The following is a 25,295-nucleotide window of genomic DNA, read 5'->3' as shown; positions in this document are numbered from 1 at the left end:
TAAATTATAGTTTATACACATCCCGAAGATTTCGGGATTTATTTTAGTAGCAAATAGGTGAAAATACTTGACAGATATATTCTAACGACTTTTTTAAAGACGTTTTTTCCACTTTTCATTATCATCATGTTTATTCTGTTATTGCAGACCATTTGGCTGTTTATATCAGAGTTAGCAGGAAAAGATTTGGATTTTTCAGTAATAATAAAGTTTCTAACTTATGCTACGCCTAGGTTAATACCGATGGTATTGCCACTCACAATTTTACTTACCTCGATAATGATCTTTGGTAATTTTGCAGAAAATTATGAGTTTGCAGCAATGAAATCCTCAGGGATATCATTACAACGGGCTATGAGAACATTATCAGTTTTCATGTTTTTTTTAGGGATTGGGGCGTTTTTCTTTTCAAATACTGTGATTCCGAATTCAGAACGAAAGTTTGTGAACCTTAGAAAAAATATTGTAAAGGTCAAACCTGCGATGGTCATTACTCCCAATCAGTTTAATGATTTGGGAGATATCAATATACGCGTCTCTGAAAAATATGGCGATAATGATCAATTTATCAAAGATGTAATTATCCATAAAAAGGAAGCCAGGGCAGGAAATTTTACTGTAATTAAAGCTACCGATGGAGAATTACAGGGCAGTATAGATTCTGATCTGATCACACTGGTACTCAACGATGGAAATTATTACACAGAGGTTCAGCAAAAATCTCCTAAACAAAGAAAAAAATTACCTTTTGCCAAAACGTATTTTAAGCAATATGTGCTTAATATCGATTTATCATCATTAGATAACGTAGATATGGATGCACAGCAGTATAGCAAAGGGTTTAATATGCTTAACGTTAATGGGCTAAGAAATGAAATAGATACCTTATCAATACAGGTAAACGATGAGGTAAGGGCCGCAGAGGATGACGTAAACAGAAGAAACGGTTTTAGCGAATTAAACCGAAATTTAAAAATTGACACGCTCAAAAAAGCAACTACTGATACTTTAGACCTAATTAATGATCGTTTTAGTGTAAAGCAAAAATCACAGATATACAATTTAGCCTTTTCTAATGTAGATGGCGTTATCAGAAGAATACAAAGTGCTAAAAGAAACCTGGAAGTTAAAAAAAGGGCGCTTAATAAATACGAAATGTCATTGCATGACAAATATGCCTTGGGTATTGCCTGTGTACTATTATTTTTTGTCGGTGCTCCATTAGGTGCTATCATCAGAAAAGGAGGTTTAGGATTACCAATTGTTATCGGAGTGGTATTATTTCTTACTTATCATTTTATAGGAATTTTTGCTAAAAATGGGGCAGAAGAGGGAGGAATTCCTCCGTTTGTAGGGTCTTGGTTATCTACCTTTATTATATTTCCGTTAAGCATCTTTCTAACCTATAGAGCAACCAGGGATCGAGGATTTGTAAGTTTTGATATCTTGGTGCAACCGATACGAGACTTTTTTGAGAAGAAATCCAATAAGATTAAAAAACGAGAAGATCAATACGCTTCTAAGGAAGACCAAAAGTTGGATATCGTTCTTGATGAGAATACCATTATTGCCGCAGAAAAACATAAAGATAACTTTCAGGAATATTCATCTCTGACAATTACACTTTTTATAATATTAGTCTTAGTTAATGTAGTGATAGCTTTAGTGTCAAGAGATTCGGTAGATAATAAAGTGATGTTATTGCTTTTTAATGGTATAGGAATTATTGCATACTTGATATTCTCTCTAAAATCTTATTTTAATCTTAAGAATTTTTACAAGCACTTAATAGGAATTATTGATAGACCGTCTTTACTATTGTTTCACGTATTGGGTATTCTGCTATATCCATTAGTATATTTTTCATATAAGAAAAGAGTAAAGAGAGATTTGAATAAAATCAGATAATTCTGGATACTTTTCCATTTACGCATTATATAAATTACCTTTGTTGTTAAAATAAGAATTGCATTGCTATGTCACAGGTTACGGAGACTAAAAATAAAATCAAGTTAAATACCATACAAGAAGCTATCGAGGATATTCGCCAGGGAAAAGTGATTATCGTAGTGGATGATGAGGATAGAGAAAATGAGGGAGATTTTTTGGCAGCAGCCGAAAAGGTAACTCCGGAGATGATTAATTTTATGGCAACTCATGGCCGTGGATTGATTTGTACTCCGATAACCGAACAACGTTGCGAAGACCTGAAATTAAACATGATGGTCGACAACAATACGGATCCAATGGAAACTGCTTTTACGATTTCTGTGGATCTAAAAGGTAACGGAGTCACCACAGGTATCTCTGCAAGTGATCGTGCAAAAACCGTACTATCTTTAATTGATCCTGAAACAAAACCGAACGAGTTGGCGCGACCAGGACATATTTTTCCGTTAAAAGCAAAAGAAGGTGGTGTGTTAAGACGTACCGGACATACTGAAGCGGCTATTGATTTTGCAAGATTAGCAGGATTACAACCGGCGGGTGTGATCGTCGAAATTATGAATGAAGATGGTACGATGGCCAGACTTCCTCAATTGGTAGAAGTTGCTAAAAAGAATGATCTTAAATTGGTTTCCATAGAAGATCTGGTAGCGTATCGTATGCAACATGATTCTTTAATCGAAAAGAAAGAAGATTTTGACATTGTCACCCGATTTGGGAAATATAGATTAAGAGCATATAAACAGACCACAAATAATCAAATCCATATTGCCTTAACCAAAGGAAGTTGGGCAGATAATGAACCTGTGTTAACTCGAATCAATTCGACCTTGTTTAATAATGATATATTAGGAACCCTAACAAACAATGCTGATGAACGATTAGATGCGATGTTTACCTGTATCAATAACGAAGGAAAAGGTGCCATTGTGTTTATTAATCAAGAAAGCCAGTCTTTTAATTTATTAAATAGACTAAAAGCTTTGAATGAAGCTCAAAACGGTAAGGATATTGCAAAAGCTCCAAAAATAGCAATGGATACCAAAGATTTTGGAATTGGTGCACAGATCCTACATGATCTTAATATTCACAAACTAAGATTAGTATCAAATACCGTACAACAAAAGAGAGTAGGGATGATAGGATATGGATTAGAAATCGTGGAGTATGTTAATTATTAGTGTTTTCTACAAAACACTTTGTAGTGCTATAATCATTTTTGCAGCTCTTTCTTTTACTTCAGCTTCCGACCAACCTACTTTGATTAGACAGGATATAGTTCGCCCCATCCAGGCGTCACTGGTATCAAAAGATCTATTGTTTTTTTGTAAACCGGCTTGTTGTTCTGCAGAAAGTCTATTTAAAGATTTTGGTGCTAATAAATGTTCCCACTTTCTGTAATAGTGCCAGTTGTTGTCAAACCAATAAAAACAGGCATCAATTCCGTGTTCACTCAGTGCTTTGTGACCTTTTCTTGCTAATTCCTCGGTAGGTAGGAAAATATTTAAAAAGGCATAGCTTTCAACTCCGTTTTCGGGAACTCTTCTAAATGTTATTTGCGAGATAGCAGATAACGCATTCCTTAGTATTGAATAATTGTTTTCTTGTAGTGCTAAGGTATGATCTAATTTTCTTAATTGAGCAATACCAACTGCAGCATTTAATTCTGAAAGTCGGTAATTATATCCTAGAAAAGGATGTGTTTCTGCTCCTCTATCATTCCCGATATGATCATGTCCGTGATCTTGATATTTATGCGCGTTCTCTGCAAATATTTTAGAATTTGTAATCAATCCACCACCTTCTCCGCAGGTCACTGTTTTTACGTAATCAAATGAGAAACAACCTAGGTCTCCGTAACTGCCCAGAGGTTTTCCTTCATAAGTTCCGCCGATAGCCTGACAAGCATCTTCAAGCAAAAGTAAATTATGTTCATCACAAATGGACTTTAGTGCTTTTAAATCTGCCATAGAACCACACATATGTACTGGCATCACCACTTTAGTTTTAGGTGTAATCGCTTCTTTGACCGCTTTTGGATCCAACGTTAAGGTATCATCAATATCACATAAGATAGGAGTGGCCCCAACCGATAATATGGCTTCAAAACTAGCTACAAATGTAAAAGTTGGCATAATTACTTCATCTCCATAACCTACACCTGCAGATGCTAGTGCCACTGTTAGTGCAGCCGTACCACTGGATACGACCTGAGCGTATGATGTTTGCATTCTGGTGGCTAAATCCTTTTCAAGCTCCAGAGCTTTGTGGTGTCCATTACGGTTCCCATCGAAACCATATCGCATTAAAACTCCATTATCTAGTACATCTTGAACTTCTTTCTTTTCTTCAGTTCCAAATAGCTCGAATCCTGGCATAGGTGCAGTGTTAAATTAAAAAAACTCTTTACGGCAAAAATACCGAAAAGAGTTTTGATTATAAACAGCGAACTGTATCTTTTATCTAGTAGTTATCTACAATCATGGTTACAAAATTAAAATACCTGCTGGGATCTCTTAATGACGAACTGTATGAACCTTGATTGCCTAGGACTTTACCGGTATGGTCTAAAGCAATAATGTTTGGAAAACCACCTTGTTTATTATATTTTCCAAGTAATTTTTTGTTAGCTTTTAGTTGTTCATCAGAAATGATGTCCATTCTTCTTGGGATGTCCACCATTAGTAATACTAGGTTTTGGGATTGTTTTTTAAATTTTTCTGTCGAAAAAAAAATCTTCTTTCAGCATCATACAAGGAGCACACCAATCACTACCTGTAAAATACATTAAAATAGGCTTTTTGGTATCTTTAGAAACTTGTTTAGCAGCTTCAAAATCGGTTAACCACTGTAACTCATTTTCTTGTCCGAATAGGATTGTAGTTATTATAAGGGATAAAAACAGAATTACTTTTTTCATTGGATTATGTTTTGGGTATAGCAAAAATATAACATTTTTATCATACCAAATATCCTGCCAAGTTATTGGTTATAAGTTGATTATTGTTTCTTTAATAGGTCTCCTTACTTTTTTGAAATCCGCAAACATATCATCATTAGCGCGATAGCCAACAGGCAAGACTAAAACAGAAGTAAGTTCCATCTCCTTAAGGCCTAGAATTTCATCATATTTTTCAGGTATAAAACCTTCCATTGGACAAGCATCGATTTTTTCAATGGCACAAACGGTTAGTAAGTTTCCCATGGCAAGATAAGCCTGTTTTGCAGCCCAGTTAGTCACTTCTTCTTTGGGCTTATTTTTAAAGGAATCTACTAATTGTTCCCTAAAAGGTCTCAGGATTTCTTCATCTGTATTTCTAATGGTTTTTACATGATTAAAATACTTAGTGATATATGCTTCTCCAACAGTGTTTTCAATACAAAAAACCAACACGTGTGAAGCATCTGCTACCTGTTGCTGGTTCCAGGAATGCTCTGTTAGCTTTTTTTGTACTTCTTTGTTATGTAGAACCACCAGTTTTAATGGTTGTAATCCATATGAAGTTGCGGTAAGATTAAAAGCTTCGGTTAGTATGTTTATTTTTTCCTGAGGTAGTGAGCGGGTATTATCAAATTTTTTTGTAGCGTACCGCCATTGCAGGCTATCAATAATTTTCATTTCAGTTTTTTAAAAATATATCACAAAGATACAGGTATAAGATTTACCTTTAATCAAGAAATTAATAAGAAAAAACTATATCACCTTATATGAATACTATAGACGAATTGATCCAAAAGTCTGAAACCAGAATTTTTAAAGCTGTTTTTCCTAATACAACCAATCATTATGAAACATTATTTGGCGGAACCGCTTTACAACTAATGGATGAAGTTTCTTTTATATGTGCCACCCGATTTAGCAGGAAGAAAGTAGTGACAATTTCTACCGGTAAAATAGATTTTTCAACACCAATCCCAGAAGGTACGATCATAGAATTAGTAGCCAAAATTTATGAGGTAGGTAGAACTAGTTGTATGGTAAAAGTTGATATTTATAAAGAGGAAATGTATAGCTATGATCGTGAGATAGCTGTTTCAGGCTTGTTCAAGTTTGTAGCTATTGATAATAATAAGAAACCTATCCCAATTATTGATAATCAGTAATAAAAAAAATGCTTTCGCTATAAGAGAGCACTTTTATATATTTGGTATTAAACATTTTGTTATTTATCTCCCAATTGTTTGATTTTAATTTTGAAAGCCGCAAAGATTAAGGTCATAAAGAAACTCATCCAATTGAAAAATGCATAGAATGCATAATCTATAACCGGAACTCCCAGTACACCACTTTGGTAAGCACCACAAGTATTGTATGGTATTAATACAGAAGTCACTGTCCCAGTATCTTCCAGGGTTCTACTTAAGTTTTCAGGAGCAAGTCCTTTATCCTTAAATGCTTTGGCATACATCCTACCCGGAACCACAATCGCTAAATATTGATCCGATGCTGTGGCATTTAATATTACACAGCTAAAAGCCGTACTCGCAAAAAGACCAAATACCGAATCAAATAAGCTAAGTAAGGCTTTACTGATTCTGGCAAGTGCACCAATAGCATCCATAACACCACCAAACACCATTGCACATACAATTAACCAAATAGTACCCAACATTCCGGACATTCCCCCAGCCGTAAACAGATCATTCAATTCTTTGCTAGAGGTTTCTACAGCGGTGTCTACGGTCATAGCTTTCATTACACCTTTGTAAGCTGAGTTAAAGTCAAGTGTTTCACTACCAGCAATATTCATCACAATATCCGGTTGTGCAATAATTGCAGCTATGGCACCAAGTAATGTTCCAGCTAAAAGCGCGATTAACGGAGGGGTTTTTTTTATAATAAGGCCGATTACAATTACAGGCACTATAAAGAGCCAAGGTGAAATGTTGAAAGCACCTTTTATAGCAGCTAGTTGTTCGCTAATTTCCGGAGTACCAGAAGTATCTAATGTAAAACCAATAATTATGAAAATTATGAGCGTTATAATAATAGTTGGCACCGTAGTGTAAGTCATATATTTTATATGAGAGAACAAATCTCCACCCGCCATAGCAGGAGCCAAATTTGTAGTATCAGACAAAGGAGACATTTTATCGCCGAAATAAGCTCCGGAAATTACCGCACCAGCAGTCATACCTAAAGAAATACCCAACGTATCTCCAATACCAATTAATGCAATACCAACGGTTGCAGAGGTTGTCCAGGAACTACCTGTTGCAATTGAGATAATGGCACAAATGATTACACAAGCCGCTAAAAAGATCGTAGGATTAAGAATTTGTAATCCATAATAAATCATTGTGGGTATAATACCACTAATTAACCACGTTCCTGCCAAGGATCCTACCATTAATAATATAAGTAATGCTCCGGTGGTAGATTTTACATTTCGAGCTACCTCTTCCATCATTTGTTTGTAGGATACTTTATTAAAAAAACCCACCATTGCCGCAACTGCAGCACCAAGTAGAAGTATAAATTGGTTACTTCCGCTTAAGGCATCATCTCCAAACGCAAAGTAAACATTGTAAAACAACATTCCCACAAGTGCAATGATAGGAATAAGAGCTTCCCAAATGTTTAGTTCTTTGTTTTCAATAATTTCTTCATTTTGGGGGTTAGTAGGAGTGATGTTTTGACTTTCCATAGATAGTATTCGAAATTTTAAGGATGTAATGTTACGATATTAATAAAATCTATGCAACGTATTATCCTCGTTTAATTATGAAATCGAGAAGTAAAATTTAATTCTAAAAAGTTAAAAATACATTTTATCGATAAAATTTGCTTTTAATCGATATTTTTATGTATATTTGCAAAGTGCTTTTTGTAAAAAGGTATTGTCAAAATATCTTTGAACCATTGAAAATAGATATCAAGAAATTAAATATATAGTGAAAGAGAAGAATTGGAATTGATTGTTTACGTTTTTACCCCGACAAATTTAATTTCCCCCAAAGTTAAATTTGACAAAGTACGAAGCCTCAGAAATGAGGCTTTTTTTATGTTCTCAAGTAAATGAATCTTAAAAAGAATTAAAAATATATGAAACTATGTTTTTAGTCGATTAAAAACGTATTTAATCGATTATTTGTGAATTATCGAATATTAATTTTGTAAGATAAAGTGTTGGATGCTATACTTTTGAAGTGTGAAAGATAAGAGTTACTAATTGAAATAGTTTTAATGTTTCGCCCCAAATAATTAGAATACTCGAAAATTTAGAGAACTAAACTTTTTTTGCCCAAATTACCTACTTATAAGCCTCATACCCCAAGAGGCTTTTTTTATTCACTTTCTTGCTATCTCATAAGATTTCTGGAAATAAGGCATAGATGCACCAAAAAAACATCAAAAAGGAATTAAACCTTTCTAACTTTTTAAATAGGATTTAAGTATATAAAATGTTTTTAATCGATTAAATATGTATTTTATCGATATTTAATGATTTTTAATATAATAATTTTAATACTTTTCTTAATCATCGATGTACTTTTGAAGTGTTGTTAATGATTGATATAATTTGAATTAGTTTTTATGGTATCCCCCAATACCAGCAGTAATTACCCCAAAATTGTAAATCGAATATTCCCCAAATTTGATTTCTTAAATTAAAAGCCTCTTGCCCAGAGGCTTTTTTTATTTGTTAAAAAACAGGCTTTTTCATTTTTTATGTTGAAATTAGTACAAAATCAATATGATGCAGCCTACATTTACTCGTGGATTAGAGTTATTATTTCTATTTGTTTTACTTCCCGTTAGTTTTTTATATCCTTATCCATTACCGATAAAAGTTGTATTAACCATTGCTGGTTTTGTTTATATTTTACTTCATTTAAAGAGATCAGGACTTTTAAAATTGAATTTTCCCGATAAATCCATCTGGAAACCCTTTTGGAGAGAAACGGTGATAAAGTTGGCTATCGTTATAATTGTGACAAGTTTATATGTTTTTTGGGTAGCACCGGATGAATTATTTTCTGTTGTTATTAAGAAGCCCTATTTATGGGTTATTATTTTATTTGTTTATACATTTTTGTCCGTGTGGCCTCAAGAAATTATCTATAGAACATTTTTTTATAATAGGTATGAAAGTTTGATTGATAATAAATGGCTGTTTATTTTTATAAATGCGGTTCTTTTTTCACTAGCACATTTGTTTCTAAGAAGTTTCTTGGTGCAATTGCTCACATTTTTAGGAGGTTTATTATTTGCATTTACCTATCAGAAAACAAAATCTACAACTTTAGTCTCTATTGAGCACGCAATTTATGGTAATTGGTTATTTACGGTAGGAATGGGAGAGATGCTTGCGTTTCCTGGTGCAGATTAACGATTTAGAACTTCTACTAGTATTTTTACTGCTTTTGCTCTATGGCTCACAGTATTCTTTTCTTTGAGTGGTAATTCTGCGAAAGTCTTCTTAAATCCCTCAGGTAAAAAGATAGGATCATATCCAAAACCTTGATCACCTTTTTTTTCTTTGGTAATCATTCCCTTACAAATACCTGTAAATGTTTCTAAATTCCCATTTATGATAAGTGCAATTACCGTTTTGAATTGTGCTTTCCTGTTTTCTTTACCTTTTAGGTTGTCCAGAAGTTTATTCATGTTGGCGTTAGCATCTTTTGCTTGTCCGGCATATCGCGCAGAGTATACACCGGGAGCCCCATCAAGAGCCTCCACCTCTAATCCGGTATCATCTGCAAAACAATCATAGCCAAATTTTTTTTTGATGTACTCAGCTTTTTGTATTGCATTTCCCTCTATTGTAGGAGACGTTTCGGGTATATCCTCGGTACAACCTATGTCTGCTAAACTTAGTAATTGAATATATGAAGGTATTAGGACCTGTACTTCTTTTAGCTTGTTAAGATTGTTGGTGGCAAATACTAATTTCATTTCGGGTATAAATTTTTAACTTTACTTAGTACTTTAGGCTTTAGCATCATAATTTTCAATCCATTTTCCTTGTACTTTAAGCACTTGTTCGATCACATCTCTTACACAACCTTTACCTCCTTTTTTAAAGGAAACATATTTTGAGACTTCTTTTATTTCAGCAACGGCATCTTGAGGACAAGTGGGCAATCCTACCATTTTCATCACCGGTAAATCTGGAATATCATCTCCCATATATAAAACATTCTCTATTTTAATGCCATTCTTATCCATGTATTCGTTTAACTGATCTACTTTATGATGTGCGCCCAGATAAACATCTTTAATTTCTAATCCTTCCAATCTTTTCCTGACTCCTTCATTTTTTCCTCCTGATATAATACATACGTTAAACCCTTGCTGCACTGCAGTTTTTAATGCATATCCATCTTTAATATTCATAGTTCTCAATAATTCTCCGTCGGTATTAATGATTACCGTTCCATTGGTTAGAACACCATCAACGTCAAAGATAAACGTAGTAATATGTTGTAAATATTCTTTATAGCTCTTTTCCATATTTAGATTTTATTGCTTTGGTAAGCGTTTTGTATAGTTGTATTTGTAAATCGTTTGTTAGAATTCCTAAGTGTCTTTCTATAGTTAGAGAATCATTACGAACAGCAGGTCCCGTCTGGGCTTTATCCGGTGCTATCTCCTGTATTTTTTTTGCTGTTTCTTGTATTAGTGGATGTAAAATTTCGAAAGGAACATTATTTTCAGTACATATTTCACTGCCTACAGAAAACATATAGTTGGTAAAATTGTTGACGAATACTGCTGCCACGTGTAATAAATTTCTTTGATCAGAAGAGATGTCGTATACTTTTTGAGACAACATAGAGGCAAGTTTTTTTAAGAAAACTACATCTGTCTTTCTTTCCGCTTCAATGCAAAAAGGGATTTTATTGAAATCTACTTTTTTAGTAGCACTAAATGTTTGTAAAGGATAAAAAACTCCCGGATGATTCCTATTGTCTATAGATTTCATAGGAACACTCCCTGAAGTATGAACAACTAATCTATCCATAAAAGGTAACGCACTAGAGACTTTTTCTACGGCATCATCACTGATTGCCAGAATGTATAAATCTGCCTCCTTTAATTTTGTTAGGTCGGTTGTGATTGTGTCAGATTTCTGGTCTTTATGTAGTTTGATACCTTTTCGGTTATAACATTGGATAACCTCGACCGATTTTTGGTTTAAAAAAGCGGTATACAAGTGTTGCGCAACATTTCCGGCACCAAGAAGAACTATAGAATTCATTTGGCTAAAATAAGGAAGATACTTTAAAAATTAGACAAGTTTTATAGTTCTGTTAAAACCAATAAATAGGATTCCGAGAATGTCTAATTATCCTCTTAAAAACACTAAATTTGCCGAGCTAAAAAAATTACGATGCAAAAGAAGTTGGCGAGTATTTTATTTTCTACCCGATTAATGGCAATTCTTTTTATAGTGTTTGCTGTCGCTATGGCAGTTGGTACATTTTTGGAAGATGATTATGGTACAACCGCAGCCAGAATTTGGGTATATAACACCTGGTGGTTTGAAGCAATTATGGTCTTTTTTATGATTAATTTCTGTGGGAACATCGTACGTTATAGATTATATAAAAAAGAAAAATGGGCGACATTATTGTTACACCTTTCCTTTATTTTGATACTCTTAGGTGCTTTTATTACTCGATATATTAGTTATGAAGGAGTCATGCCAATTCGGGAAGGAGAAACCACTTCTGAATTTCTTTCAGAGCACACATATCTAACAGTTTTTTTAGATGGAGAAATTAATGGTGAACCTCGAAGAAGACCTATTTCAAAAAAATTAGAGTTAACAGAAGCTACCGATAATAATTTTAGAATTGAAACCGACTATAATCAACAACCCGTTATTATTCAGTATAAAGATTATATCACTGGAGCAGAAATGGGGCTGGTAGAAACTGAAGATGGAGAAAATTATCTAAAAATAGTAGAAGCTGGAGATGGTAATAGGCACGATCACTATTTAAAAGAAGGAGAAGTATCCAATATTCATAATATTTTGGTAGCTTTTAATATACCTACCAAAGGTGCTATCAATATCACATATAAAGATGATGAGTATTATATAGAATCTCCTTTTGATGGTTCTTATATGCGAATGGCTGATCAAAAACAAGGTTTAGTTATTAAGGATAGTGTACAACCATTGATGTTGAGATCACTTTATCAAACAGCAGGGATGCAATTTGTAATTCCGGAGCCGGTAATTACAGGAACTTATGATGTTGTTCCGATAGAAGTAAAAGAGAAAGGGCAGCAGGATGCACTTATTTTTGATGTCACTACAAATGAGGAGACCAAAGAGATTAAATTATTAGGAGGGAAAGGGTATGCTAATGATATGCAAAAGCTATCTATGGGTGGTTTGGATATGTATTTCAGTTATGGATCTAAGCGATTAGAACTTCCTTTTGCGCTAAAACTGAATGATTTTATTGCCGAAAAACAGCCGGGAACAGAAAAAGTGTATAAATCTTTTATGAGTAAGGTAGATATCATAGAGGAAAATGCGGAGCCGAGACCTTATGATATCTATATGAACCACGTATTAGACCATAAGGGATATCGTTTTTTTCAAGCGTCTTTTGATCCTGATGAAAAAGGGACTGTACTTTCAGTGAATCACGATTACTGGGGAACAATGATTACTTATGTTGGGTATATACTACTTTATTTAGGTTTAATGCTTATTTTATTTACCAGAGGATCAAGATTTAAAGACCTGGAACAAATGCTGAATAAAATAAAGTCGAAGAAGAAAGAATTAACGCTTTTACTAGTATTGTTAAGTACTACATTTTCTTTCGCCCAACAGGAAAGAGACCACGTAAATCATTTACAAGCATTGCCTAGTAAGGCGAAACTGGATTCTGTGATAAAAGCAAATGCCGTAAGTAAAGAACACGCGGCAAAGTTTGGTAGTATTGTCATTCAGGATGAACGCGGAAGGATGAAACCGGTCAACACATTTTCTTCAGAGTTACTGCGTAAATTAAGTAAAAAAGATACTTATGAAGGGTTAACCGCTGATCAGGTTTTTGTGTCAATGGTAGAGAACCCTTTCATATGGTATAGTGTACCTATTATTGAAATCAAAAGGGAAAACGATAGTATACGTAAGATATTAGGTGTTTCTAAATCTGAAAGAAGAGTTTCTTTAATCGATCTGGTAGAGCAAGATGGTTCTTATAAGCTAGATCCTTACTTAGAAAAAGCCAGTAGCACAAGTACTCCTAGCAGTTTTGAAAAAGATTTTTTAAAAACTCATGAAAAATTTTATCTCCTAAACCAGGCGTTGGGGGGTGGAATTCTGAGAATTTTTCCGGTTCCCGGAGACAAAGGTAATAAATGGGTTTCTGCGCCACAGCTTAATGAACATAAGTTTACCGGTATGGATTCTGTGTACACCAGACAAATCATTCCTATTTATATACAATCCTTACAAGAAGCCAGAAAAACAGGAGATTATAGTAAACCTAATCAATATATAGAAAGTATTAAGGCGTTTCAGACTAAGTTTGGAAGTGAAGTTATGCCTGCTGATGATAAAATTCAAGCTGAAATCGCTTTAAACAAATATGATATATTTAGAACATTGTATAGATATTATGGTGTTACTAGCGTATTATTTATTTTGATTATCATTTTAGGAATTTTTTATCATAAAAATAAGGTGGTTAAGCTGTTGGTTAAAATCTTTATGGGCATTACAGTATTGATTTTTATGGTACATACATCCGGATTAATTATCAGATGGTATGTGTCTGGTCATGCACCTTGGAGCGATGCTTACGAATCTATGATTTATGTTGCCTGGGCTACCGTAGCATTAGGATTGGCTTTTGGTAAAAAAAGTAACCTTACTGTTGCCGCAACAGCATTTGTAGCTGCCATTATTTTATTTTTTGCACATGAAAATTGGACAGATCCTGCTATTGCAAACCTACAACCTGTGTTGGATTCTTATTGGGTATTAATTCATGTATCCATCATTGTAGCAAGTTACGGTCCTTTCTTTGTTGGAGCGATTTTAGGAATAATTTCCTTATTGTTGATGATCCTAACTACCAAGTCTAATAAAGAACGAATGGCTCTCAATATAAAAGAGATTACCATTATTAATGAAATGGCATTAACCATAGGTTTAGTGATGCTTACTATTGGTAACTTTTTAGGAGGAATGTGGGCTAACGAAAGTTGGGGTCGTTATTGGGGTTGGGATCCAAAAGAGACCTGGGCACTCATCAGTATTATGATATACGCCTTTGTGATACACATGCGATTAGTTCCTAAATTACGGGGGAGATGGTTCTTTAACTTGATGTCCGTATTAGCAGTTGGATCAATTTTAATGACCTATTTTGGAGTGAATTTTTATCTAAAAGGACTACATTCCTATGCCAGTGGTGATCAGGTAGTTACTCCCTCTGCAGTGTATTATAGTTTCGTTGCTTGGGCAATATTAGGAGCTTTTTCATATTGGCGATACTCCGTGCATTATAAAAAATAATTGTTATAAACACTTGTTTTTCAGTTTTTTGCTTAAAAAAAAGACTATACAAAAACTATACAGGATTAATTTTTTAGTATAATTCTTAATAGTATTGAATAATATCTGATATTTTTATGACTTTTAACAAATCATTAAAATTTAGATATGGGTATTATTTCTTTTGTAGGATTTACACTTTTAGTTGCAATCATATCATATATTGCTACCAGAAAAACGGATGAAACATCTTCTGATGGTTACTTTTTAGGAGGTCGTAGTCTTACTGCCGTAGTAATTGCAGGTTCGTTATTACTTACCAATTTATCTACAGAACAAATTGTAGGACTTAATGGTTCTTCGTATTCAGAAGGGATTTTAGTAATGGCTTGGGAGACATTAGCCGCTATAGCTATGGTTGTTACGGCAATTTTTTTACTACCAAGATATCTTAAAGGAGGAATCACAACTGTACCTCAATTCTTAGAAAGACGCTATGATACTACTACAAAAGCATTTACATCTGTATTGTTTTTGTCTGGTTATGTTGTGGTATTTTTACCTGTTGTTTTGTATACAGGTTCTCTTGCAATAACAACTATGTTCGATGTTCCTGAATTGTTAGGTGTTTCAAAAGGGACTTCTATTTGGATATGTGTGTTTGGGATCGGTGTTATAGGATCTATATATGCAATCTTTGGCGGATTAAAAGCGGTAGCGGTATCAGATACAATTAATGCAATAGGTTTATTGATAGGTGGTATTATGATTCCGGTTTTTGGTTTACTAGAAATTGGTGATGGAAGTATTTCTGAAGGAATAAACATTTTAATGACTTCAAACCCTGAAAAATTTAATGCTGTTGGTTCTAACGAATCTTCTATTCCTTTTGCAACCATTTTTACCGGAATGATGTTGGTTCAATTATTTTATTGGGGAACAAATCAAGCTATTATTCAAAGAGCTTTAGGAGCAAAAAATTTAAAGGAAGGACAGAAAGGGCTTTTATTAGGATCATTCATTAAAATATTAGGACCCATTATAGTGGTATTACCTGGGATTATAGCTTTCCATATTTTTAAAGGAGAGTTGACTACCGCGGATGAAGCATATCCTAAATTAGTGAGTAGAGTTTTGCCACTATCTTTAGTGGGCTTTTTTGCAGCTGTATTGTTTGGTGCGATTCTCAGTTCATTTAATAGTGCTTTAAATAGTTCAGTAACCTTATTCGGAATTGATATTTATAAAGAATATTTTAATAAGGAAGCAAGTGAAAAACAAGTAGTAAAAGCAGGTAAGGGTTTTGGGGTAATTTTGGCAGTTTTGGCAATGTTGGTTGCACCACTTTTAGCCCAAGCCGAAAGTATCTTTACGTATTTACAAAAAATTAATGGATGTTATAGTATCCCAATTTTGACCATTATAGTGGTAGGATATCTTACAAAACGTGTTCCGGCAATTGCAGCAAAAGTAGGTATGATTTCTGGAGTATTATTGTACGTAGTTTACATATTACTGGATGAGTTTGTTTTTGTTAATAAAGAGCTACCTCATTTCCTCCATGTAATGGCCATTCTTTTTGTGCTCAACATCATTATCATGTTAATTATAGGTAAACTGTATCCAAGAGAACAAGCATACGAGCAGCAATATACCAAAGAAGTGGATATTACACCTTGGAAATATACTAAGATAGTAGGTGCTATTATATGTTTAATTGTGATATCTACCTACATCTATTTTAACTAAAATAAAAGAAACAAACGCATAATTTTTGAAAGACCTCGTATGCAAGGTGATTGATACCATATATGAACTTTTAAAAGAATTGTAGAAAGATCCGTTAAGTTTTAATAAACCAACGGGTCTTTTTGTATATCCCAAACTGTCATTTTAATACCAAATAAGAGAAATAAACCTGGATCTTTAAAAGTTGACGATACCTTTTCTAAAAAATTTGATCATATTTCTACTTTAGGGTTAGTTGTAACATATGATATTTTGAAAAACAAAAGGTTTTTTTTGATAAAAATAAAGCTAATGGATTATTCTAAGCTAGGGTTGTTTTTGATACTTGTATAGGAAATGTAAATAAAATCTAAAAGACTTTCTTATATCAGAGATAACGTATTAGCTCAACATTACCTATACACTCGTATATTATTTTTTTGATATTGTTGAATTTGTAAATCACTTTTTTAATTATAAAAACTGGTGTAAAGAGGTTTGTTTGTTGATTATTTGTAATTTTTAATATTCTTTTATTAAGAATGTATTAATCATGTATGTTTTTTGTTGTGGTCGGTATTCAGAATTTTGCTGAATGTATTAAGTAAATTAGCAAAGAAACTAAGGGTTTTAATCGAAAGCCTGAAAACCTATTTAAACTACTTAAAACCTATTCTTCATACACACAACCAACTTAATGTATTTATAATACTGCATATTCGATTCTTAGAAAAATAGCTAAATCTAAGAATACAAGGAACGTGCTTTATGCTAAATCATTTCACATTACGTTTGGTATAATGCAGTTGAATTGAAAATAACATAATCACGCAAACCATACTCACAATGAAAACAAACCTATTCTTAAAAACCTACGTTACTTTTATTGTATTTACCTTTTTTAGTACAATACTCTACTCGCAATGCTCAGAACTTATTTTTAACGATGAATTTGAAGGTTCTTCTGTTGATCTTACTAAGTGGAGTTTTGATAATGGCGATGGATGCCCAATACTTTGCGGTTGGGGTAATGCCGAGGAGCAATGGTATCAGCCGGAGAACACGACTGTTCAAAATGGGAATTTAATAATTACAACTAGAAATGAAGCCGCTGGTGGTAAACAATTTACTTCTTCAAAGTTAATTACCTCCGGAAAATTTAACGCTAAATACGGACGATACGAAGCTAGTATAAAATTACCTTCTGCTGGAGGAATCTGGCCCGCGTTCTGGATGCTACCTGAAAACGGTAACTGGCCTTTTACCGGTGAAATTGATATTATGGAATCCCAACACAAAAACCCTGAAAGTATTGGTGGTACAGTACATTATTCTAATGGAGGTTGGCAGTATAATGGTAGAGAGTTCAATGCAGGTATAGATCTTTCTGCTGGATTTCATGAATATGCTGTAGAGTGGGAGCCAACAGAGATTAGGTGGTACATAGATGATCAATTATATCATACAGTTACGCCCGCCAATACCGTAGACCCTTGGCCATTTAGCGAAGGAGACTGGTATTTGATACTAAATGTTGCGGTAGGAGGACCAGGAACACCATATACTGGTAATATCCAACCAACACCGGCTGATTACCCAACACAAATGGAAGTTGATTACGTAAGAGTGTATAGCGGTACTTTTAATACACAACTTACCGGAGATAATAAGGTATATGAAGGAGAAACTAATAAAATATACGCTATAACCTCAATACCTGGTGCTTCTTACACCTGGTCAGTTCCCGCTGGGGCTTCCATTATTTCTGGACAAGGAACAAATTCAATTGTAGTAAACTGGGGAGTTTCCGGAGGAGATATTTCTGTTTCTGTCAATGTTCCTAACTGCGGTCTCAGTGATTACAAAATGAATGTATCTATAGAACCACCCAGAACGGTAGGGTTTGTTTATGAAGATTTTGAATCCAATAGAAATATAACATATGGATCAACTACTTCTGGAATCCTTTCACAGTCCGTAGTCAATCCTATACCCAATTCGACCAATAATTCTTCATTTGTGGGTAGATACCAAAGAGATTCCGGATCTCAATATGATGTATTGTTTATGGAGTCAGAGGATATAGGCAATGCATTAGAATTTGTATCTGGCAAAAAAACGATTTGGATGGAAGTTTATAGTGATGCACCGATTGGGACAGAATTGATATTACAATTAGAAAATGGAGCATTGTCTTCTGGAACCTGGCCAGCCGGAAGGCATAGTAGGTATAGTGCAAAAACAACTACACAAAATCAGTGGGAAACAGTAGAGTTTGAAATACTCGACAGACCGGATGTTTCAGTCGGAGCTCTGGAAGTAAATCAATTTGCATTATTGATTGATGCGAATAGCAATACCGAACATATGATGTATTTTGATAATATAAGAAGTATGGTTGAAGCAGAAATAGCAATTTTAGAAGAAATTGTGATTGCCAATTATGATGGAATTAATCAATTAAATCCTATTTTCGAAAATGGAACCTACACTGCCAATGTTTCTAATCCATCTCCTAATGAAGTAAATAATAGTGTAAATGGAGCTCGATATGTGCGAGATGCTTCTTCTCAGTACGATGTGGTAAGTTTTTCTACAATAGCTATAGATGATAGCGGACCATTTAAAGAAGAAGATCAGATTTTCTTTATGGATGTTTATACTGCTGCTGCAATAGGAACAGAAATTATAATAAGTTTAGAAAACGAGATTTCTTCGGCAGATGATTTTCCTTTCGGAAGAAATAGTCAATATACAGGGGTTGTTTCAGAACAAAATACGTGGCACACTATCGCTTTTACTCATACATCCTCTCCAGATGCTGGAACATCGAATCTTGCGGTTGATGAGATTTCAATACTTTTCGATCCAAACTCCAGTTCATCAGATACGTATTATTTTGATAACTTTAAGTATGGAGTAACCACTTTGCCTACCAATTATATTTTTTCTGAAATGATTCAGGATTATAATGGTAATAACAATCTCACATTTAATTCTCAAACCACAGGATCTTATACCGAGAATGTTTCTAATCCTGGAGGCAATACAGTAAATTCATCTTCACAATCAGGAAGATATGTTCGAAATACGGCAGAATTATATGATGTACTTTTTTTTGATACAAATTTTATCAATGATGCCAGCGCTTATGTGTCAGATGATAAAAGATTTGCCATGGACGTTTACACCAGTGCTCCAATTGGGACTGTAGTAAGTTGGCAGTTAGAAGCAGGTAGTATATCGACACCAACCAATTATCCATCAGGAAGACATAGCGTATATCAGGCTACAGTAAAAGAACAGAATGAATGGCATACTCTGGAATTTGTCCTTACAGGAACCCCTGATTTAATAGTAAATGACGCAGAAATAGATACAGTTGTATTGCTATTTGATCCTAATAGCAATAATAGTGATATATTCTATATGGATAATTTAAGGTCTCTAAGAAAGGAAGATACGGTAATAACTCCTATTTTATCATTGATAGTAATTTCTCCTGAAAACTTGGTAATTAATCAGGGAGAAACAGTCCAGTTTAGTGCGCAAGGATTTGACCAAAACGGGGAGGTTTTTCCAACTAGCTTTGATTGGAACAGTACTGGAGGTTTTGTTGATGGTAGTGGTTTATACACTGGATCCAATATTGGAACTTTCACTATCACGGCAACCAGCGGTTCAGTTTTTGGTTCAGTATCTGTCATAGTCAATCAAAATTCAAATCCTTTAGAAGTAATTCCAGGGAAAATAGAAGCAGAAGACTATAAATCAGGAGGAGAAGGTGTTGGTTTTTATGATCTTACACCCGGAAACACCGGAGGTGCTTATAGAATGGATGATGTAGATATACAGAATACAGGAGATACTGCAGGAGGCACATACAATGTTGGTTGGATTGGAGCGAACGAATGGCTAGCGTATGACATAAATGCAACAGCGTCTGAAGCTATATATAATATCGATTTTCGTGTGGCTTCTCCCAATGGAAACGGTAAATTTCATCTGGAACTTGATGGAGTTAACATTACCGAAGTACTATCCGTTCCAAATACAGGAAGTTGGCAGACGTATAATACAGTATCTGTAGCTGGAATTTCAATACCTGAAGGGAATCACGAATTACGAATTGTTTTTGATGCCGGCGGTCTAAATCTTAATTTCATAGAATTTAAGGTGTCAGAGGAGCCTGTGGTAAATAATTGCAATGGATTAGCATCTACTAATCAGTATAGTTATGAAATTTCGTCGGATACTATAGACCCAACAATTACATTTTTACCAGAAGCTGCGGGAGTTGGAGACAATGTTTGTATTCTGTATTACGGAACATCCACAACGGGTCCATACCCCGGATATTTTGTTACTCCTAATGTTCCATTCAAAATTAGGGCAAATACTGGTGATCGTATATATTTTTATTATACCTATAGTTTACCAACGGGTGGTGAAAATAATACAGCCAATTCTAAAAATGATTTTATTGTAGGTTCCTGTAATGATAGCAGAGCATTAGATCCGGATAAAGATAGATCTGAAATTCTTGTATATCCAAACCCACTAAGTGATCAAACAAGAATTGTATTGCCTTCTGCACATGAGTTTTATGGATATCGAGTGCTAGATATTTCTGGAAAAATAATTGAAGAAGAACTAATCGACCGAGAAGCGCAAAGTATTAAATTGAACTTAATGCAAAAAGAAGCCGGAACCTATTTTTTAATACTATCCGGGGATTCTTCCAAACGAAGTTTTAGACTAGTAAAAGAATAAGTTTTTTCCAAATACATTATAAAAAAGTGGTTTAAAGTCTTAAACCACTTTTTTATAGATAAAATTATTATCCACAGGCGTAAAATTCTTACAGACAACTATGATTCGATAACATAAATACGCTAAACAGGGATGTTCGATATTGATTTTTCGATAAACTGTACTAAGTGGAAAATTAGTCAGTTTTTTATTACAATTTAACATTTATTTATATAATTTAACATTTTGTAGGGATAATTTGTTTTTCAACGTTTTTCGTTTTTTTTTCTTCTTTACCACTATTGAAATCAAGATATTTGTATGGGGAAATAGGGGTAAATTTAAAAAGCTATAATGCTTTTAATGTATTGGTAATTAGTTGTTAATTACAGTATTCTCTAGTTATTCCAAGTTTTTATTAAAAATTTTTTGCTCATTTCTTTTTAAAGTATTGAGCATTTTCTGATTAAAATAATATCATAAATCATTAACAACTAAACAACCATATGATGAACATTACTTTCAAATTTTACAAGCCAAAAAGGCGTGGTATGAATAACATATTACTTGCCTTATTATGTTTTGTGTCTTTTACGGCACAAGCAGAAAATGAAATTTACTCTTTTGAAGACACAGAAGAGAGCTACACGAGTATACCGGTGGGAGCTACCATTGCGCTGATAGCCAATAACGGTAGATATGTATCTTCAGAAAATGGAAAAAAACCGATTATAGCTAATAGAACAAGAATCGGTTCTTGGGAAAAATTCCTCGTTGTAGATGCAGGAAATGGTAAAATTGCTTTGAAAGGAAATAATGGAAAATATATTTCTTCAGAAAATGGTGAGAAACCAATGCACTGTAACGTTAGACATTTAGGTGCCTGGCAGAAATTTAAGGTAGTGGATTTCGGAAATGGTAAAATAGCTTTAAAAGGTAGCAATAGAAGATATGTCTCTTCAGAAGATGGGAAAAAACCAATGATCTGTAATAGAAGAGAAGCCAGATCCTGGGAAAAATTTAAAGTAAAAATTCTAAATTATAACAACTGTGAACTTAATGCAGGAACAATCGAGAAAACTCAGACAAATTGTGGAGGCTTCACTCCGGAAGAGTTTGTAGGAACTGAGGTAACTAGTGGTGATCAAAGAAATGTAAAATACCGATGGCAGATTAAAGAAAATAGAGGAGGACAATGGCAAAATATTGATGGAGCTAACTCAAAGAATTATCAGCCACCTTATAGAGAATCTGGCTCAGTTTGGTATCGAAGAGCGGTAAAAATTGAAGGATGTCACGATTATTATTATTCTAATATTGTAGATATTCATGTAAAATTGCTTCCCCAAGCAGATGTAAATGTAACCAGTGCTAATTGCGGTCAGCAAGATGGAATGATTACTTTTACCTTTGATGATATTAACACTAGATCGCACATAGAATTTTCATTAGACGGAGGAACTACCTATACTACAGTTCCAGATCATTCGTCGGTTTTTAGTTTTAACAATTTAGCGTCAGGGTCATACGATATTTGGGTTCGTTGGGGGAACGATGATTGCCCTGTTGATCTTGGAGTTGTTACCATAGAAGACTATTCTGTTAATGTTGACGCCGGAGATGATGTAGAAATTTGTGAAGGAGAAGAAGTAACTTTAACCGCATCTGTAGAAGGAAGTCAAAATTGTAACGAATGTGTTGGATACAGTATATTAAATACAGATTATTGTAGAAATAATGAAAATTATGTGATGTGGTTATCTGATGGTCAGAGCCCAAGATGGTTTTCTAATGTCAATTTACAATGGGAAGAATTTGCAGATGGTTCTGCAAAACTTTCGGGTACTGTTTACGATCACACCTTGGAACAAAAAACTTACGAAGTAGACGCTTTGTTTACAGGGAAAACTCTAAATACACCTGCTAATAGTCCAAAGGAGCACGTTTGTAATGATGAAGACAGTGCGAGATGGACATATTATACCGGACTCACCGGTACTGTTAAGAGTACTGATGGTTCTTGGTCAGTTAATTTGTCAAGAAGAGGACCTGCATTTCAAATGGGTAATGGAGCCAATCAAACAGAAACAGAAGCAGGAAAATTTGGAGCTTGTGGATGGTTTGATACTACGGATCAAAAATATAATGTAGGGGATTTCAATATTAATTTTGGGGATTGTATCGCTACCGATGCTGATAGTTTAACATATTTATGGTCAACTGGAGAAACAACAGAAAGTATTACAGTTTCTGAATCTGGTTCTTACTCAGTCACTGTTAAAAACTGTAACGATTGTGAAGCAACTGATAGCGTAGAGGTAACATATGTTAATGAGTTGGAAGACGGAGGAAAAATTGAAGAAACACAAGTAAACTGCGAAGCATTTGATCCTGAGCAATTTACAGGGAATGACCTTGAAGAAGAAACAGGTCTAACAATAGTGTATCAATGGCAAGTTAAAACAGAACAAGGACAATCTTGGGAAAATATCGATGGCGCTAATGGCATAAATTATACTGCCCCACGCATAGAATCAGGTTCTTTATGGTACAGAAGAGGGGCAAAGAGCGAAGATTGTGGGGAATATGTATATTCTAACAGTGTTGATTTACACGTAAAAGTAGCTTCTATTGCCGAGGTAATTGTTACAAATGCTGATTGTACAGATCCTACAGGAGATATTGAACTAACTTTTGATGATAATGAAGATCGCACACATATTGAGTTTTCTATTGATGGAGGAGTTACATATACTGAAGTTCCCGATAATTCAGGTTCTTATAGCTTTAATAATCTGGCCGTTGGAGATTATAATTTATGGGTTAGATGGGGCAATGAAGACTGCCCTGTAGACCTTGGGACTTTTACTATCGAAGAAGTTGAAGTAATTACTGTGGACGCAGGAGCTGATGAATTCATTTGTTTGGGTGAAGAAATTACACTTAAAGCTAATGTGACGGGAGAAGGAGAATGCGAGGATTGCGTTGAGTACGGTATTAAAGACACAGATTACTGTAGAGGAAGACATCATCAATTTGTAGTTTATATTAATGATCAAGGCACGAGATTATGGATGAGAAATGTTGATTTGGTTTGGAGAGAAAATGCAGATGGAACATCAACCTTAAAAGGAGAAGTTTTCGAATATAACTCTACAAATACATCTTTTATAGTAGACGCTACTTTTACAGGATTTACAAATGTACCGCCGGTAGGTAGTCCAAAAGCTAGCTCTTGTCAAACAGAAGACTCTACTGGTTGGATATATTACACAGAGTTAACTGGTTCAGTAACTCAAATAAACGGATCGTTAAGCTATGATATTTCTAGAAGAGGTGAGGCTTTCCAATTAGGAAATGGAGCTAATGTATTTGAATATACGCCAGCTGTCTATGGTGGTTCAGGATGGTTTAATATAGAAGGTGATCCAACATCTTTTGGTGATTTTAATATTAATATTGGAGAATGTATTTCTACAACATCTAATGGAGTTGAGTATTTATGGTCAACCGGAGAAACAACATCAAGTATTACCGTATCACCATTAGAAAACACTACATATTCTGTTTCTGTTTCCAACTGTGCAGATTGTACAACAACAGATGAGGTAAACGTTTTCGTTAATGAAGCAAATGTTGATTTAGGACCTGACTTAAATATGTGCGATGAAGAAGTAATAGAATTAAACGCTGGAATTGCAGATTCGTATATGTGGTCTACTGGTGAAACTACTCAGTATATTACCGTGGCACCAACTCAGGACACTACCTATTCTGTAGTGGTTAATCAAAATGGATGTGAAGCATCAGACGAAATTATCATTTCAGTTACCAATATTTCAGTGGATGCAGGAGATGATGTTTCCATAGATCAAGGAACTACAGCAGTGTCTCTATCTGCTACAGTATCGGCAAGCGTTGAATCGTATCTCTGGTCTACCGGAGCAGCTACAGCTTCTATAACGGTATCACCAGATGAAACTACTACGTATACAGTCGCTGTTTCTAAAAATGGATGTATTGCAAAAGATAGCGTTACTGTCTATGTAACAACAGATCCTTGTCTTAGCGAGAGTTTTACAGCTACTGCATTTCCTGTTCCAGTAAATAGTACAGGACAGATGAATGTAGACATTGCAGTAAACAGGCCCCAGTCTGTTACTTGCGAAATTTATACAATGGAAGGAACATTAGTTAGTCCAGCTGTAACACAAAATTTGGATGAAGGATGTAATACGATTACCATTGATATGTCACAAACCAATGTTGTACCAATGGCAAACTATATTTTAATACTCAAAGGTGATTCTTCTGAGAATATGCAGACGATCCAATTTTCGACTACAAACTAGTGAAATAGAGAGTAAAAGAGTTTTTTAAAGAAAACCT

At 34.4% G+C, this 25,295-nt stretch carries 16 protein-coding genes; 8 read left to right on the top strand and 8 right to left on the bottom strand.

The features are described from left to right. The first annotated feature begins 57 nt into the window (after window positions 1-57). Both ACE94K_RS18085 and ribB read left to right on the top strand, forming a co-directional pair. Window positions 58-1,908, top strand: coding sequence for an LptF/LptG family permease (locus tag ACE94K_RS18085; RefSeq protein ID WP_378175647.1), 1,851 nt, complete (start codon window positions 58-60; stop codon window positions 1,906-1,908). 68 nt (window positions 1,909-1,976) lie between these two features. Further along, on the top strand, window positions 1,977-3,128 hold the full coding sequence (ribB, locus tag ACE94K_RS18080; protein WP_378175644.1) for a 3,4-dihydroxy-2-butanone-4-phosphate synthase: 1,152 nt from the start codon (window positions 1,977-1,979) through the stop codon (window positions 3,126-3,128). 6 nt (window positions 3,129-3,134) lie between these two features. On the opposite strand, the gene ACE94K_RS18075 is transcribed toward ribB, so the two are convergent. From ACE94K_RS18075 to ACE94K_RS18060, 4 genes are all read right to left on the bottom strand, one after another. Further along, complete coding sequence (locus tag ACE94K_RS18075; protein ID WP_378175641.1) at window positions 3,135-4,325, bottom strand: DegT/DnrJ/EryC1/StrS family aminotransferase; 1,191 nt, start codon at window positions 4,323-4,325, stop codon at window positions 3,135-3,137. An 85-nt stretch (window positions 4,326-4,410) separates the two neighbouring features. Continuing rightward, window positions 4,411-4,629 carry a hypothetical protein gene (locus ACE94K_RS18070; RefSeq protein WP_378175637.1) on the bottom strand — a complete coding sequence of 73 codons (219 nt, stop codon included), beginning with the start codon at window positions 4,627-4,629 and terminating at the stop codon, window positions 4,411-4,413. Window positions 4,630-4,657: 28 nt separating this feature from the next. Beyond that, window positions 4,658-4,867, bottom strand: a complete 210-nt coding sequence (locus ACE94K_RS18065) for a thioredoxin family protein (protein ID WP_378175634.1) — start codon at window positions 4,865-4,867, stop codon at window positions 4,658-4,660. 69 nt (window positions 4,868-4,936) lie between these two features. Beyond that, window positions 4,937-5,566 carry an NAD(P)H-dependent oxidoreductase gene (locus tag ACE94K_RS18060; protein WP_378175631.1) on the bottom strand — a complete coding sequence of 210 codons (630 nt, stop codon included), beginning with the start codon at window positions 5,564-5,566 and terminating at the stop codon, window positions 4,937-4,939. An 89-nt stretch (window positions 5,567-5,655) separates the two neighbouring features. Between ACE94K_RS18060 and ACE94K_RS18055 the strand changes: the two genes are divergently transcribed. Continuing rightward, complete coding sequence (locus tag ACE94K_RS18055) at window positions 5,656-6,051, top strand: acyl-CoA thioesterase (protein ID WP_378175629.1); 396 nt, start codon at window positions 5,656-5,658, stop codon at window positions 6,049-6,051. Window positions 6,052-6,110: 59 nt separating this feature from the next. On the opposite strand, the gene nhaC is transcribed toward ACE94K_RS18055, so the two are convergent. Next, a complete protein-coding gene (gene nhaC, locus ACE94K_RS18050) occupies window positions 6,111-7,595 on the bottom strand; it encodes a Na+/H+ antiporter NhaC (protein WP_378175626.1) in 1,485 nt (494 codons plus the stop codon). 1,050 nt (window positions 7,596-8,645) lie between these two features. On the opposite strand from nhaC, the gene ACE94K_RS18045 reads away from it, so the two are divergent. After that, window positions 8,646-9,281, top strand: coding sequence for a type II CAAX prenyl endopeptidase Rce1 family protein (locus ACE94K_RS18045; RefSeq protein ID WP_378175623.1), 636 nt, complete (start codon window positions 8,646-8,648; stop codon window positions 9,279-9,281). Here the strand turns inward: ACE94K_RS18045 and ACE94K_RS18040 are convergent. Genes ACE94K_RS18040 through ACE94K_RS18030 form a run of 3 tightly spaced genes read right to left on the bottom strand, consistent with a single transcriptional unit; the run spans window position 9,278 to window position 11,156 of the window. Continuing rightward, window positions 9,278-9,850 carry a non-canonical purine NTP diphosphatase gene (locus ACE94K_RS18040; RefSeq protein WP_378175620.1) on the bottom strand — a complete coding sequence of 191 codons (573 nt, stop codon included), beginning with the start codon at window positions 9,848-9,850 and terminating at the stop codon, window positions 9,278-9,280. The two genes, ACE94K_RS18045 and ACE94K_RS18040, sit on opposite strands and share 4 nt — an antisense overlap. Window positions 9,851-9,883: 33 nt before the next feature. Beyond that, a complete protein-coding gene (locus ACE94K_RS18035; protein ID WP_378175617.1) occupies window positions 9,884-10,408 on the bottom strand; it encodes a KdsC family phosphatase in 525 nt (174 codons plus the stop codon). Beyond that, window positions 10,392-11,156, bottom strand: a complete 765-nt coding sequence (locus ACE94K_RS18030; RefSeq protein ID WP_378175614.1) for a Rossmann-like and DUF2520 domain-containing protein — start codon at window positions 11,154-11,156, stop codon at window positions 10,392-10,394. The genes ACE94K_RS18035 and ACE94K_RS18030 overlap by 17 nt, the downstream gene beginning before the upstream one ends. Window positions 11,157-11,288: 132 nt before the next feature. Between ACE94K_RS18030 and ccsA the strand changes: the two genes are divergently transcribed. From ccsA to ACE94K_RS18010, 4 genes are all read left to right on the top strand, one after another. Further along, a complete protein-coding gene (ccsA, locus tag ACE94K_RS18025; RefSeq protein ID WP_378175611.1) occupies window positions 11,289-14,447 on the top strand; it encodes a cytochrome c biogenesis protein CcsA in 3,159 nt (1,052 codons plus the stop codon). Between the two features lie 147 nt (window positions 14,448-14,594). Continuing rightward, a complete protein-coding gene (locus ACE94K_RS18020) occupies window positions 14,595-16,175 on the top strand; it encodes a solute:sodium symporter family transporter (protein WP_378175608.1) in 1,581 nt (526 codons plus the stop codon). A gap of 825 nt (window positions 16,176-17,000) precedes the next feature. After that, complete coding sequence (locus ACE94K_RS18015; RefSeq protein ID WP_378175605.1) at window positions 17,001-20,927, top strand: family 16 glycosylhydrolase; 3,927 nt, start codon at window positions 17,001-17,003, stop codon at window positions 20,925-20,927. Window positions 20,928-21,457: 530 nt separating this feature from the next. Next, window positions 21,458-25,258, top strand: coding sequence for a hypothetical protein (locus ACE94K_RS18010; protein ID WP_378175602.1), 3,801 nt, complete (start codon window positions 21,458-21,460; stop codon window positions 25,256-25,258). Window positions 25,259-25,295: the final 37 nt, after the last annotated feature.

The sequence above is a fragment of the Aquimarina besae genome (assembly GCF_042434905.1).
Taxonomy (GTDB): domain Bacteria; phylum Bacteroidota; class Bacteroidia; order Flavobacteriales; family Flavobacteriaceae; genus Aquimarina.
This window is presented reverse-complemented; position numbering and strand designations above follow the sequence as displayed.